We start from the raw sequence: 14357 nt of genomic DNA on the forward strand, positions 1-14357 counted from the left end.
GTGAATGGCACCGCGTCTCATCATCACGGGATCGACCGGCTATATCGGCGCAAGACTGGCAGCGATGGCGCGTGAGCGCGGCTTCGAGGTGGTTGAACTCGGCCGGCGGTCCGGAGCCAAATGGCGCATCGGTGATGCGCCTGCTGCCTCCGACCTGGAAGGGGCGGTGGGAATCGTCCATCTCGCGCATTCCTGGGCCACCGAGCCGGAGGCCGCCGAAGAAGACAACATCAATATATCCGGCACGGTGAGATTGGCGGAGGCCGCAAAGACAGCCGGCGTGCCGCGTTTCGTCTTTTCCTCCTCCACTTCGTCCCGGCGGGAGGCGCTCAATGTTTACGGCCGCACCAAATTCAGGATCGAACAGCATTTGGCTGCCAGCCCCGCAGCGCCGATCGTTCGCGTTGCACGAATAGGGCTCGTCTATGGTGGACCACGTACCGCCATGTACGGACTGATGGCCAAGTTGGCCGCTCTAAGTCCGCTTCTGCCGATGATCGGGCTCAGCCGCGAGGTCCAACCGATTCATCTCGACGAAGTCGCCGAAGGTCTGCTGGCGCTGGCGACCCAGGAGAGCCAGCCCCCGCAGACCTTCGTGCTTGCGCAGCAAAAGCCGATAAGCTTTGCCGCATGGCTCAGAATGCTTCGCCGCAGTCAGGGCAAGGGCAATCTCCATTTCATACCGATCCCCCTGGCCGCCGCCCTCTTTGCCTGCCGCATGACCAAGCTCGTGCCGTTGATCCCGACGGTCGATCCGGAGCGCGTCCTGGGGCTTGCGGGTGCCGCTCCCATGGAAAGCGGCGAGAGCCTCAGACTGCTGAAATTGAACCTGGCTGACCCGATGACTGCGCTTGCTGGCGAATTCAGCCAAACAGGCAAGGATCATTCGCGCAGCGAGGCGCAGGCTCTGCTGCGATATCTCGGCATCGCGCCGACCGAAATGCAGCTCCAGCGGCTCTGCGAAGGGCTTCGGCGTGAAGGGCTGTCGCCGCTCGGCCTTTCCACAACCGTGATCAGGCATCCGCGCCTGCTGGCGTTCTTCGAGCCGCCGGCCAGTCGGACGCAGCATCGTCTCGCGCGAGCCCTCTATCTGGCGGACCTCGCGAGCGAACCGGAAAGGCATGCAGGCCCAAAGGCCGGGTTTTTCGGCGCAGCATTGACCATCGCCGGCGATGTCCTGTTGTTTCCGCTCCGCGCGCTTTTGGCCGGGACATATCGATGAATGCGCCCGATGCCGACTTCATCATCATCGGCAGCGGCCCTGCAGGCGTCTCCGCTGCGTTTCCGCTGATAGTGGCCGGCCGCCGCGTTCTGATGCTTGATGCCGGCGATGACTTGGGATTGCAGGAGGAAAACCGCAGCGTCCGTGTCCTGGGAAGCGATCTGGAATCGCTGCGCGTCGACGACGGCAGCTCGCCGAAACTGCAGACTCCTGTATCACGCGGGATTCTCGAACGATTCCAACGCGACGCCGGAATATCGGGCAATGGCTTCAAACCGATCGGCAGTCTCGCGCGCGGCGGGCTCTCCAATATCTGGGGTGCGCAAATCAGCTATCTCGACGCTGGGGATATCGCCGATTGGCCGATCGACCTCGCGTCCCTGCAGAGCTCTTACGAGCGGGTCGCCCAACGCATCGGGATCAGCACCAACGCCGATCTCACGACCGGCGCCGATGGCGAGGCCGTCTTGCCGTTTGGCGCGACCGCCGCCCATGTTCTTCGTCGGCACAAGGCTGCAAAACCGGCGGATGGATCGTTTCGGCTATTTGCCGCCGTCAATGCGATACTCTCCGAGGCGAGGCCCGGACGGGCGGCGTGCGATCTGCGGGGCGACTGTCTCTATGGCTGCCCCAGCGGCGCGATCTATAACAGCAGGCACGATCTGCTGCTCTTACGAAAGTCGCCGCATTTTCGTTTGCTCGACAACAGGCGGGCTGTCTCGTTGACACGGGACTTGGGCTGGACGGTCAAAACGGCCGATGGGTCGTCATTTTCCGCACCGCGGATCATTCTTGCCGCAGGAGTTCTCGGAACGGCCGCCCTGCTCACCGATCTTCTGCCGATCGGCCAGCAGGGACTGCGTCTCCTGAACAGCCCCACACTGGCCATCCCTCTGCTCTCTCCCGCGAGATTGCTGCGTTCGACGACGCCGACGCACAGTCTTGCGCAACTCGGATTGTCACTGCGCTATGGCGACGGCGCATCCGATTACGTGACGGGCGCGATCTATGAAGTCGGTTCCCTGCCGGTGCAGAGTTTCGTCAACAGGATGCCGCTCGGCCGAAAGGCCGGGCGAGCCGCCTTCGAACTGATCGCCGGCAGCCTTCTCGTCGCGACGATCTACTATCCCGGCGATCAAAGCCGGAGCTACATTCACCGGGATGCAACGGCGAAAAAAGGGCTGACCGTCCGCGGCGGTTTCACGGACGGTTTCGAAATCCGCGCCGAGGCTTTGAAAAAAGCGCTTCGCCGGGAATGGAAACGGCTGGGGCTTATTCAGCTCCCGGGCGCATCACTGGCGGAGCCCGGTATCGACGCCCATTTCGCCGGCACTCTGCCTATGGGCGAAGCCGGCCCCTTCGGCACCTCCTCGGACGGCGAGTTAAATCTCCACCCGGGTCTTTACGTCGTCGACGGCTCCATTCTTCCCGATCTGTCCTCGAAATACATCACCATGACGATCATGGCCAATGCCGATCGCATCGCCCATCGTCTTGCCGCATTGGAAGCACCTGCGGCGCAGTGAAGTCCGCCGCCTCTTCAAGCCGTTAATTGCGGCAATGCGTCGCCGGCCAATGAGAGAAGCGGCTCGTAGTCGGCTTCGGAAAGCACCGCGAAATCAACGAGGCCGAGCGTGGCCCGCGTCGCCGCCAGCGGTGGCTCCTTGACAGCGGCGGTCAGCGCACGGCGCAGGAGAAGGACCCTCTCGTCCGAAGCATCGCCTGAAGTTACGAGCGGCAGTCCTGGGCCTTTCGGCGTTTCGGCGATGATGCGGACCCCGTCGACATGGCCGGGATTGAAACGGCGAATATTGCCATAGGTGATGCAATCGATGGCCGCGCTATCCGCCCTGCCCTCGACGACGGCAGCGATGCTGTTGCCATGGCTGCCGGTTTCGATGATCCGCCCGAAGAAACGGCCTTCGCGGGCACGCGGAGCGACGGCCGCGCGAAAGAGATTGCTGCCGGAATTGCTGTCGGGGCTGTTGATTGCAGCCGTGGTGCCGCGCAGATCCTCCAGCGTGCGAAGGGAAGAACCCGTGCGGACGATGATGAAGCTGCGCATCAGCGGACCGTCGCAGCCGGGATGATCATAGACCGGTGTCGCAACCAGGCGAACTTTGCCGCGCAGGCGGCTGGCAAAGGGATAGCCGCAGGTCTGCGAAAGGAGAAGATCCGATCTCAGCCAGGCCTCGTCATAGGGCAGCGTCCGATCGAGCGTTTCGGGCAGGTCCGTCAGGCCGGCCTGCGAGAGATAATGCCGGAGGAACGACCAGAGCTTGGCCGTCGCATCTGCAAGCGGCTGGGGTGTGAGATACATCGCTATGCTGGCGAATTGCATGCTGGTCTTTCTTTTGCGGCATGCGCAAATGTCGACCAAGTCAGGCAATGCCGCCCAGGCATACATACTTGAGTTCGGTATACTCGTCCAACCCGTGCCTGGAGCCTTCGCGACCGAGACCCGACATTTTGACACCGCCGAACGGCGCCTCGGCGGTGGAGACCAGACCGGTATTGACGCCGACCATCCCATATTCGAGCGCTTCAGCGACACGGAAGACCCGCGACAGATCGCGTGCATAGAAATAAGAGGCAAGCCCGAATTCGGTGTCATTTGCTTGTTCAATGACGTCCTCTTCGTCGCGGAAACGAAAGAGCGGCGCAAGAGGTCCGAAGGTTTCCTCGCGGGCGACCTGCATGCCGGCCGCGACATCGCGGAGAACGGTCGGTTCGAAGAAATGGCCGCCAAGCGCATGGCGCTTGCCGCCTGAAACAATCCGGGCGCCCCTAGAGACGGCATCGCCGATATGGGCTTCGATCTTGGCAACGGCGTTTTCGTCGATGAGCGGGCCGAGCACGACATCGCGCTCCAGGCCATTGCCAACCTTCAGTGCCGAAACGGCCGTCGCCAGCTTGGCGGCAAAGGCCTCATAGACGCCGTCCTGGACATAGAGCCGGTTGGCGCAGACGCAGGTCTGGCCATTATTGCGGAACTTGGCGATGATTGCGCCTTCGACGGCCGCGTCGAGATCAGCATCGTCGAAGACGATGAAGGGTGCATTGCCGCCAAGCTCGAGGCCGAGCTTTTTGATCGTCGGCGCGCATTGCCGGTAAAGCAGCTCGCCCGTCCGGGTGGAACCGGTGAAGGTCAGGACCCGGATGTCACGGCTTGCCGTCAGCGTCCCGCCAATTGCGGCAGCATCACCGGTCACGATGTTGAGCAGGCCTGCCGGCAGGCCGGCGCGCTCTGCAAGAATGGCGATGGCGATTGCCGAGAACGGCGTCTGCGGCGCCGGCTTGAGAACGACGGCGCAGCCGGCGGCAAGGGCCGGGCCCACCTTGCGGGTGATCATCGCATTTGGAAAGTTCCAGGGCGTGATCGCCGCCACCACGCCTGCCGGCTGACGCAGCACGAGGATGCGCTTATCCGGTTGATGTCCCGGTATGGTCTCGCCGTTGATGCGTCTTGCCTCCTCGGCGAACCATTCGATGAAGCTCGCGCCATAGGTGATCTCTCCCTTAGCCTCAGTGAGCGGTTTTCCCTGCTCCAGCGTCAGGATCATCGCCAGATCGTCGCGGTTTTCGATCATCAGGCGGTGCCATGCCTTGAGAACGGCGGCGCGTTCGCCGGCGGTCTTCTTCGCCCAAAGCTTCTGGGCAATGACGGCGGCGGCGATGGCCTCTTCCGTTTCCGCCGCCCCGAGGTCGGGGACCGCACCGAGCGGCTCGCCGGTTGCCGGATTGCGCACAGTCGTCGCCTGGCGGCCTTCCGCTTCGATCCAGCGGCCGCCGACCGGGCATGCCTGACGGAACAGCGAGGGATCATTAAGCTTCATAGGATGACTTTCAACAGAATACGTGGGCCGCACCCGGATCGAAATCCAGATGCACCGTGTCACCGCGGCTGAGCCCGGTGATCGCATCGTGGCCGAACGGCAGGCGAACCGCCAGCGCCTCGCCGTTGGCCATTTCGGTGGAAACGTGAATATTGTTGCCGAGGAAAGTAATGTCGCTGACAGTCGCGGCGAGACCCACTCCCGCATGAGCGCGCGACAGCCGAATGCGCTCCGGCCTCAGCATCAAGGCTGCTTTTGTGCCGGCAGCGCCTTTTCCATGCACCGGAATGCTGTTGAAGACGGTTCCGCGGCCTAGCGAAATCGTGGCCTGTCCGTCGGATGACGACAGCAGGTCACAGGAAATGAAGTCGCTGTCGCCGATGAATTCGGCAACGAAGCGGGTCTTCGGATTGGCGTAGAGTTCGGGGCCGGTGCCGATCTGGTCGATGACCCCCTTGGAAAAGACAGCGATGCGGTCGGAGAGCCGCAGTGCCTCTTCCTGGTCGTGTGTGACATAAAGGATCGTCACTTCGGTCTGCTGGTGGATGCGACGGATCTCATGCTGGATTTCCTCGCGCAGCTTCTTGTCGAGCGCAGACAGCGGCTCGTCCATCAGAAGCACCGGCGGATCATAGGCAAGGGCTCTGGCAAGCGCGACGCGCTGCTGCTGGCCGCCGGACATTTGCGCGGGCTTGCGATCCTCGAAGCCTTCGAGACGGACGAGGCGCAGCATCTCCTTCACCTTGCTGTCGATCTCGGCCTTCGATTTGCGCCGGACCTTCAGCGGAAAGGCGATGTTTTCACCCACCGTCAGATGCGGGAACAGCGTGTAGCGCTGGAACACCATGCCGATGTTGCGCTTGTGCGACGGCGTGGCGAGCAGGGTCTTGCCCTCCAGCGTAATGTCACCTTTCGTCGGATTGTCAAATCCCGCCAGGATGTACAGCGTCGTGCTCTTGCCCGATCCCGATGGCCCGAGAAAGGTCAGGAACTCCCCGCGCCGAACGTCGAGGGTAACATCATGTACGGCGACCACAGGGCCGTATTCCTTGCGTATTCCGCGGATCTGAAGGAATGGTTCGTTCATTGTTTCAGTACCTTACGCACGACGGCAACCAGCGCCATCAAGATGATCGTCAAAAGGATGAGAAGGGTCGATGCGGCGGCGACAACCGGCGTCAGGTCTTGCCTGAGCGTCGCCCATACCTTCACGGGCAGCGTCTGCAGGGTCGGGCTGGACATGAAGATCGCCACCACCACCTCGTCCCAGGATGTCAGGAACGAGAAGACGGCCGCCGAAAACAACCCGTGGCTGATTGCCGGAAGGGTGACCCTGATCTTCGCTTCCAAAGGCGAGGCGCCGCAGAGCACGGCCGCGTCCTCGATCGACTTGTCGAAGCCTTCCAGGGCACTCGAGATGGACAGGATCGAGAAGGGCAGTGCCAGCACGAGATGCGAAATGACGAAGCCCGTCAGCGTGCCGCCAAGGCCGATCCTGAGAAAGAAGGCGTAGAGGGCGACCGCCAGAACCACGACCGGAAGGATCATCGGCGTCAGGAACAGCGCTTTCAGCGCATCCCGGAACATGAACGAACCACGCACCAGCCCGAAGGATGTCACAAGCCCGAGCAGCACCGACAAGATCGTCACGATGACCGCGATCTTGAGGCTCGTCAAAGCCGATTCCAGCCAGCGCGGGTCGGCAAAGAGTTCGCTGTACCACTGAAACGTCCAGCCCGGCGGCGGAAAGATCAGCCACTGCGAGGAGCCGAAGGACAGCGCCGCGATGAACACGATCGGCAGCAGCAGGAAGGCTGCGGTCAGAAGCGTTATGCCGAGAAGGACGTATTTCCACCAGCCGAGACGGTCGAAATTGAGCAGCATGTCAACGTCCTCCCGGGTTTTGATTGCCGAAGAAGCGCAACTGCACGGCATAAAGCGAGAGCGTCACCACCAGAAGGACCAGCGCCGCAGCGCCCCCCATTCCCCAGTTGACCAGCGACTGCACGAACTGCGCGATCAGCTCCGCGAGCATCATGTTGGCAGTGCCGCCGAGAAGCGAGGGCGTGACGAAATAACCAAGTGACATGACGAAGACCATCAGGGCGCCCGCCGCCATGCCGGGCATCGCCAGCGGCAGCAGAACCCGCGTCAGGCACTGCCAGCGGTTGGCGCCACAAAGGGCGGCCGCCTGCAGGGTCGACGGGTCTATCTTCTTGATCACGCCATAGAGCGGCAAGATGATAAAAGGCAGCATGATATAAGTCATGCCGATCGTGACACCGGTCAGATTGTTGACGAGCGCCAGCGGCTGGTCGATCAGGCCCATTCCCATCAGCATCTTGTTGATCAGCCCCGTCCTCTGCAGGAGCACCATCCAGGCATAGGTGCGGGCCAAGAGGTTGGTCCACATCGACAGCAGCAGGATCGCAAAGATCACCGAGGTCAGCCGGCCGGGCATGATTGCCAGCGCCCAGGCGACGGGAAAACCGATCGCGAGCGAAATCACCGTGACGAGACCCGAGACGATGAAGGTGTTGGCGAAAATCTTCAGATAGGTCGATGACCCGATCAGTTGCGCATAGTTTCCCAGACCCGGCACGGGTTCCAGCACGCTTCGCAACAGCAGTATCGCTACCGGCACGACGAAAAAGATACCGACGAAGGCGAAAGCCGGAACGACCCCGCTGAAACCTGTTGGCCTGCGTATCTTCGGCAAGGGCGCAATTACGCCGGAGGCATCGCTAAACGTCGACATGACAGTCCTTCCCACCCGTCAATTTCCGCGAGGCGCATAGGTGCAACCGATTGGCACTGGCGCTGCGGGGGGCACGGCGACCTTCGCCGTGCCCGTTGATCTCAAGCTTCAGCTTATTTCGCCTGCCAAGCGTACCATTTCTCGCCGATGGCATCGCGATTATCAGCCCAGTAGGTCATATCGGCATTGACCTGGCTTGCGGTCTGCTGATCCGGCAAGGTCTTGGCCGTTTCCGGGTCCATCAGCTTGGCCGAGTCGACATTGATCGGCGCATATCCGGTGGCCTTTGCCAGGGCGACCTGCGGTTCGGCCGAGGTCGCCAGTGCAATGAACTTCATCGCAGCTTCGACATTCGGCGAGCCCTTCGGCACGACGAGCGCATCGGCAGCGGTGATGTTCTGTTCCCAGGAGGTTTCCACCTTGATGCCGGTCGCAGCAAGCGCCGTCATGCGGCCGTTCCAGACGCTGCCGAAGGGTGCCTCGGCGGATGCGAGCAGCTGCTGCGACTGGGCGCCGCCTGACCACCAGATGATGTCCGATTTGATCGTGTCGAGCTTCTTGAAGGCGCGGTCGAGGTCCAGCGGATAGAGCTTGTCGGCAGGCACGCCGTCGGCGAGCAGCGCGGCTTCGATCACGCCGGGAGCCGACCACTTGTAGAATGTGCGTTTGCCGGGGAACTTCGCGGTGTCGAACAGGTCTGCCCATGTTTTCGGGCAGGCTTTGACGGCGTCGGCATTGCAGCCGATGACGAAGGAATAATAGAAGCTGCCGACCGAATAGTCGGTGACGAAGCGCGGATCGAGCTTGGATTTATCGATGACGGAGAAGTCGAGCTTCTCGAGCTGGCCGTTCTTGCCGGCCTGGGCGGCATAGTCGCCCTCAACGTCGACGACGTCCCAGGTGACTTCGCCGGCCTCGACCATGGCCTTTAGCTTGCCGTAGTCGGTCGGGCCATCCTGCACGACGGTGATGCCGGTCTTTTCGGTGAAGGGGCTCGCCCATGCCGCCTTCTGTGCATCCTGGGTCGTTCCACCCCAGCTCGAGAAGACCATGTTGTCGGCGTATGCCGGCGCGGAGACTGCGATGAATGCGGCAACCGCCGCGAAAGCAAATGTCGTTTTCATGTTCCCTTATCCCTGTTCTGGTTTGTCCTGCGGGTATTCCTTATGTCGTCAGTGCTGCTCGCTCCGGGGGAGAAGCTTGCTGGCTTCATAATCTTGTTTTCCGCCACCTCGATGAGGTCGCGAATCTTGGGCAGGAAGGCCTGCCACCGTGGGTCGGCCATCAGCCTCTGGCGTCTCGCCTCCCGATCATCCAGGCTCGCAAAGGCCCAGATGTGGACGATCTCGTTGATCGTGCCGATCTCCGAGAAGAAGTAGCCGACCAGCGTGCCGAGATGGCTTTTCTGGATCTCGATGCCCTCTTCCTCGACGACCTTGAGATATTGCGGGATCGTTCCGTTCTTCAGCCGGTAGGTGCGGATTTCGTAAAACATCGGCATCACCTCATCACGAAGGGATCGGGGATCGGATCGTCCGAGGTCCGGAGCCAGATCGTCTTGGTGCGGGTGTAGTCGAGCGCCGCGGCCATGCCGCCTTCCCTGCCGTGGCCCGACAGGCCGAAGCCGCCGAAGGGCGCGATCGGCGAGACGGCGCGGTAGGTGTTGACCCAGACGATGCCGGCACGGATGCCCTTCATCAGCCGGTGCGCCCGGGTCAGGTTCTGCGTGAAGATGCCGGAGGCCAGGCCATAGCGGGTGTCGTTGGCAAGCCTCAGCGCCTCTGCCTCGGTCTCGAACGAGACGACGGAAAGGACCGGCCCGAAGAACTCCTCGATCAGCGACGGCGAAGCGACATTGTCGCAATCGAGGATCGTCGGCGGGAAGTAAAAGCCTTCACCATCGATTTTGCGTCCGCCGGTAACGAGACGGGCGCCGCTTTCGACCGACCTGGTAACGAGTGCACCGATATTGTCCTGCTGGCGCCGGGTAGCAAGGGGGCCGACCTCGGTCGTCATGTCGAGCGGCGCGCCGATCCGGATCGCCTCGGCCTTCTCCCGCAGCAGGGCGACGAATTTGTCCTTGACGCAGCGTTCGACGATCAGCCTAGATCCGGCAACGCAGCTCTGCCCGGTCGCTGCGAAAATGCCGGCGACCTGGGCGTTGGCGGCACTGTCGAGGTCGGCGTCGGCAAAGACGATGAAGGGCGACTTGCCGCCGAGTTCGAGCGAGGTGGAGGCGAGGTTTTCGGCCGAGTTGCGAACGACGTGCCGGGCGGTTTCCGGGCCGCCGGTGAAGGCGACATGGGCGACCTTCGGGTGACGGCCAAGAGCCGCACCGCAGGAGGGGCCGAAACCGGTGATGATGTTGACGACGCCGGCGGGAAAGCCAGCTTCGTGCACGAGACGGGCAAATTCAAGCAGTGGCGCCGGCCCGTCTTCCGAGGCCTTGACCACCATGGTGCAGCCGGCGGCGAGCGCCGGGCCGACCTTGACCGCCGACAGGAAGAGCTGGCTGTTCCACGGCACGACCATCGCAACGACGCCGATCGGCTCGCGGCGAAGCCAGACATCCATGTCGGGTTTGTCGATCGGCAGATAGGAGCCTTCGATCTTGTCTGATATGCCGGCATAATAGCGATAATATTCAGCGACATAGGCGATCTGCGCGGATGTTTCGCGGATGATCTTACCGGTGTCGCGTGTTTCCAGTTCCGCGAGGACCTGCGCGTTGGCAGTGACGAGGTCGGCGAGCTTGTAGAGCAGCTTGCCGCGCTGCGTGGCCGTCATCTTCGCCCAGGGGCCATCATAAAGCGCCCTCTCGGCAGCGTTCACGGCCCGATCGACATCGCCCTCTCGCGCTTCGGGCATTTCAGCCCAGACCGCACCGGTGGCCGGATCGATGCTCGGATAGCTCGCTTCGCCATCCGAGAATTCGCCGTCGATGTAATGCTGGAAACGCCGCATGGTGCTACTCCTGAAATGCCGGCATGACCTCGGCGATGAAGCGCTCGAGCGACGCCTTCTTGCGCTCGAAACTCATGCCGGTGTCGATCCAGAAGGAATATTCGTCATAGCCGAGCGCTTCATAGGCCTTGAGCCTGCGGATGACGGTTTCGGCGTCGCCAACGACGTTGTTGGTGCGCATGACCTCGTCCGACAGCATGGCGTTGGCGCGGATCTGCTCGTCCGGAATCCGTTCGATCAGGCCCTGGGTCACCGGCTTCTCATTCTTGAACCAGGCGAAGAAATAGTTGTAGTAGACGCTGAGTTCATGGGCGGCCTGGGCGACGTCTTCTTCCGACGAGCCGACATAGGTGTGGCGCAAAAGCATGATCTTCGGCCGCTCGACATCGGGATTCTTGGCGCAGGCATCGTTGAAACGGTCCATCAGCGACTGGACCTCGTCATCGCCCTGCCAGAGCGGCGTGACCTGGACGTTGCAGCCGTTCGCGACGGCAAATTCATGCGAGTTCGGATCGCGCGCAGCGACCCAGATCGGCGGGTTCGGCTGCTGCAGCGGCTTCGGCGCCGACGTGGTCGCGGGGAACTTGAAGAACTCCCCGTCATGGGCGTAGTCGCCGGCCCATATGCCCTTGACCGCCGGGATGAGCTCGCGCATGCGCTGGCCGGCACCCCAGGCGTCGAGACCCGGCAGCAACCGTTCGTATTCGAAGGAATAGGCGCCGCGCGCAATGCCGATATCGAGCCTGCCGTCGCAGATGATGTCGGTCATGGCTGCCTCGCCGGCAAGCTTGATCGGATGCCAGAAGGGGGCGATCACCGTCCCCGTCCCGAGCCTTGCCCGCGATGTGCGCCGCGCGAGATCGGCAATGGTCACGAAGGGGTTGGGGGCAATGGTGAAATCCATGCCATGGTGTTCGCCCGTCCAGATCGCATGCATGCCGCCTTTGTCGGCGATCTCACAGAGCGCGACGAATTCCTCATAGAGGCTCTTATGGCTCTGGTTGGCGTCGAGCCGTTCCATATGGACGAAGAGGGAAAACTTCATGCTTTTGCGCCCTTGGCTGGAATAGGATGAATGGTGCCGCCGGTCTCGTCGCCGAAATAGACGCCGAAATTGCCGATCGAGCTTTCCATCGCGAAGCGGTTGACGATATCGGCGGTCGAGCTGGTCTTGAATTTTGCCGTAGCCAGGGCGTCAGGTTTTACGAACCTGCCGCCGGCCGGCTCACCGTCTCCGGCAACGGCGTGATAAACGATATGCTGCTTCCCATCGCTCTTGCCCTCGTAGACCGAATAGAGAAAGCCGATGCTCACCTTCAGCCCGGTGAGCGTCTCCAGATATTCCTGCAGCGCCTCGGTCGGGTTGCCATCATGAGCGTCGACGCTCGGCAGGCAGAGCACATCGTCGCCGAGCAGAAGAACTTCTCCGCGGCGCTCGACGACGGCTGCGAGTTCGATATTGCCTTCGCTTGCCGCGGAAACCGCCTTGCTTGCGAGCGTCGGCGTGAAATAGCCGCCGCGCGCATAACCGAGACCATTGCGGCCGCTATTGTCGAAGGATTCGATGCGGCCCATCAGGATGACATGGTCGCCAGCCTCGACGACCTGTTCCATGGCGCATTCGAACCAGGCGGCCACATTCGAGAATATCGGGCAGCCGGCCGATCCCTTGGCCCATTCGACCGCCGCAAATCTGTCTTCGACCGGCCGCGCAAACGTGTTCGACACGTCCTTCTGCGTTTCCGACAGCACGTTGATCGCAAAATGCGGCGTACCGGTCATGGTGGCGAAATTGCGCGACGTCTTGGCAAGGCAGACGAGGAGCAAGGGCGGATTGAGCGAGACCGATGTGAAGGAGTTCGCGGTGAAGCCGATCGGATTTCCATCTCCGTCGCAGGCGGTGACGACAGTCACGCCTGTGGGAAAAGCGCCGAATGCATCTCGCAATGCTCTTGGGTCGACAGTCTGGATTGTCATCGTTCATCCTCCCCGAACGACAGCCACTCGGCGAGCAGCGAATTGACGATATCAGGCGCGGTCAGGTTCACCATATGACGATGGCCTTCGACGATGCGGGCCCAGCCCTTCGGCGCAAGCGCCGCCATCTGCTGCGCCATCAGAGGTGTCGAATTCGGATCATCGGACCCCGTCAGGAACAGGGCCGGCCCAGCCACGTCTTTCCAGCGATCGGCATAGGTCTCGTCGCCGCCGGCGAAGGCGGCGTAAGCGACAGCATAACCCTCCGGATCGACGAGGTTGAGCCATTTCCGCGTCAATTCCCGCGCAACAACGCTGTCAGCGTCATCGCCGAACCAGCGAGCCAAGGGACCTTCCTTGTCCACGCCCGTCACCGGAATGGCCGCGGCCCGTGCGAGCACGGCAGCTTTTGCTTGGGGATCGCGCTTGTAAACGCCGTTAAGGTACGCGACACGGCTGATCCGTTCGCCGAACGTCGCCGCCGCTCCTCCGGATACCAACGCACCCATGGAGTGGCCGGCAACATTCACCGTATCGATTGCCATCTCGTCGAGAAAACGCCCGAACCAGGCGACAAACTCATTGAGGCGGCTGCCCGCCGGCAATTTTGCGCTCTCGCCATGTCCCGGCATGTCGACGGCGATGACACGATGGCCGGCCGACAGAAAGGTGATCTGCGGCGCCCAGGCTTCGAGCCGCATGCCGACGCCATGAATGAGAACCAGCGGCTTACCGCTGCCGGCCTCGTGGTAGGCCGTTCCGCTTGCCGTCTTCCTTCGGGGCAAGTCACCGGCGACGCTCTTTGCTGCAGCGGCGCCTGAGATCGATCCGGCTGTCAGCATCTCGGAGCCCCTTTCAAACGCCCGCGGGATTGGCGACGTCCTGCCCAAGATCTTTCAGATCCTGGTAGCGGTCGCCGATGCGGTGATGAGGGCGCCCGCCCACCGACGCGCCGAGAGCCACGACAATCTCGTTGGCGGCCGGCGCATCGGGGATCGAGGTCTGGATGGTCAGGTAATGCGAGCGACGACCTTCGTCGTTCTTGTCCATCAGCGGGATCATGATCGGCGCATTGGCGGGACCGCGCGTATTGCAGAAGGCGAGATAGGACTTGGCGCCGACGGCGTGACGATAAAAATTGCCAAAGCGAAGCGTGTGGATGAGCGCGGAGGCATGTTCGATCTCACCGTCCAGGCCGACCACGGCGGCCTTGCCATAGGCTTCGACGGCATCGCCGGATCCGACCGCATCGATGATCATCTTGGCCAGCAATTCGCCGAGAACCGGTGCACCGGCGTGGATTTCGGGCTTGAGGTCTTCGACGAAGCCCTGGTCCGCCCATGGGTTCTTCACGACCGCGAAAGCGGTAAACATCTTCAGCGGCACCGCCGCGGCCTTGCCGCCTTCGATCAGCGTCGTTTCAATCTGCAGTCCTGTCTTGCGAATTTGAATGGCCATGGAATATCTCGTCTCTCTGTTTGGTATTATGGTATACCATAATATATGTGTGTCAACTTGGTTTTGGCCGAGACAAAATAAAGTCCGAAGATTGGCTTGGCGTGTGCGCTCCCGTCGCCCGGAAACGCTTGTTCCTTCAGCT

General features: G+C 62.0%; 14 protein-coding genes. 2 read left to right on the forward strand and 12 right to left on the reverse strand.

Annotated elements, in window-relative coordinates; all coding sequences use genetic code 11:
• Positions 1–4 precede the first annotated feature (4 nt).
• Both MF410_RS35065 and MF410_RS35070 read left to right on the forward strand, forming a co-directional pair.
• The gene (locus tag MF410_RS35065; protein ID WP_239621442.1) at positions 5–1222 is read left to right on the forward strand and encodes an NAD(P)-dependent oxidoreductase; all 1218 of its coding nucleotides are present in this window, start codon (positions 5–7) and stop codon (positions 1220–1222) included.
• Entirely contained in the window at positions 1219–2748 is a 1530-nt protein-coding gene (locus MF410_RS35070) for an FAD-dependent oxidoreductase (RefSeq protein WP_239621444.1), read from the forward strand. The genes MF410_RS35065 and MF410_RS35070 overlap by 4 nt, the downstream gene beginning before the upstream one ends.
• Positions 2749–2762: 14 nt before the next feature.
• Here the strand turns inward: MF410_RS35070 and MF410_RS35075 are convergent, their stop codons facing one another.
• The 12 genes from MF410_RS35075 to MF410_RS35130 form a co-directional block, all read right to left on the reverse strand.
• A complete protein-coding gene (locus MF410_RS35075) occupies positions 2763–3563 on the reverse strand; it encodes a PhnD/SsuA/transferrin family substrate-binding protein (RefSeq protein WP_131711284.1) in 801 nt (266 codons plus the stop codon).
• Positions 3564–3603: 40 nt separating this feature from the next.
• Positions 3604–5058 carry an NAD-dependent succinate-semialdehyde dehydrogenase gene (locus MF410_RS35080; RefSeq protein WP_131711285.1) on the reverse strand — a complete coding sequence of 485 codons (1455 nt, stop codon included), beginning with the start codon at positions 5056–5058 and terminating at the stop codon, positions 3604–3606.
• Positions 5059–5068: 10 nt separating this feature from the next.
• Positions 5069–6145 carry an ABC transporter ATP-binding protein gene (locus MF410_RS35085; RefSeq protein ID WP_222134906.1) on the reverse strand — a complete coding sequence of 359 codons (1077 nt, stop codon included), beginning with the start codon at positions 6143–6145 and terminating at the stop codon, positions 5069–5071.
• Positions 6142–6942, reverse strand: coding sequence for an ABC transporter permease (locus MF410_RS35090; protein WP_097626293.1), 801 nt, complete (start codon positions 6940–6942; stop codon positions 6142–6144). The genes MF410_RS35085 and MF410_RS35090 overlap by 4 nt, the downstream gene beginning before the upstream one ends.
• Position 6943: 1 nt before the next feature.
• Positions 6944–7816 carry an ABC transporter permease gene (locus MF410_RS35095; protein ID WP_064841519.1) on the reverse strand — a complete coding sequence of 291 codons (873 nt, stop codon included), beginning with the start codon at positions 7814–7816 and terminating at the stop codon, positions 6944–6946.
• Positions 7817–7929: 113 nt separating this feature from the next.
• Positions 7930–8940, reverse strand: a complete 1011-nt coding sequence (locus MF410_RS35100; protein ID WP_239621446.1) for an ABC transporter substrate-binding protein — start codon at positions 8938–8940, stop codon at positions 7930–7932.
• A complete protein-coding gene (locus MF410_RS35105) occupies positions 8937–9311 on the reverse strand; it encodes an NIPSNAP family protein (RefSeq protein WP_239621448.1) in 375 nt (124 codons plus the stop codon). Before MF410_RS35105 ends, MF410_RS35100 begins: the two co-directional genes overlap by 4 nt.
• 5 nt (positions 9312–9316) lie before the next feature.
• Positions 9317–10780 carry an aldehyde dehydrogenase gene (locus tag MF410_RS35110; protein ID WP_222134905.1) on the reverse strand — a complete coding sequence of 488 codons (1464 nt, stop codon included), beginning with the start codon at positions 10778–10780 and terminating at the stop codon, positions 9317–9319.
• A gap of 4 nt (positions 10781–10784) precedes the next feature.
• Positions 10785–11825, reverse strand: a complete 1041-nt coding sequence (locus MF410_RS35115; RefSeq protein WP_131711291.1) for an LLM class flavin-dependent oxidoreductase — start codon at positions 11823–11825, stop codon at positions 10785–10787.
• Positions 11822–12757 (reverse strand): flavin reductase family protein, encoded by a 936-nt coding sequence (locus tag MF410_RS35120; protein WP_222134903.1) that lies wholly within the window; start codon positions 12755–12757, stop codon positions 11822–11824. The genes MF410_RS35115 and MF410_RS35120 overlap by 4 nt, the downstream gene beginning before the upstream one ends.
• Positions 12754–13599, reverse strand: coding sequence for an alpha/beta fold hydrolase (locus tag MF410_RS35125; RefSeq protein WP_131711293.1), 846 nt, complete (start codon positions 13597–13599; stop codon positions 12754–12756). The genes MF410_RS35120 and MF410_RS35125 overlap by 4 nt, the downstream gene beginning before the upstream one ends.
• A gap of 13 nt (positions 13600–13612) precedes the next feature.
• Positions 13613–14215 (reverse strand): amino acid synthesis family protein, encoded by a 603-nt coding sequence (locus tag MF410_RS35130; protein ID WP_131711294.1) that lies wholly within the window; start codon positions 14213–14215, stop codon positions 13613–13615.
• Positions 14216–14357: the final 142 nt, after the last annotated feature.

The sequence above is a fragment of the Rhizobium sp. C104 genome (genome assembly GCF_022354505.1).
GTDB lineage: Bacteria > Pseudomonadota > Alphaproteobacteria > Rhizobiales > Rhizobiaceae > Rhizobium > Rhizobium redzepovicii.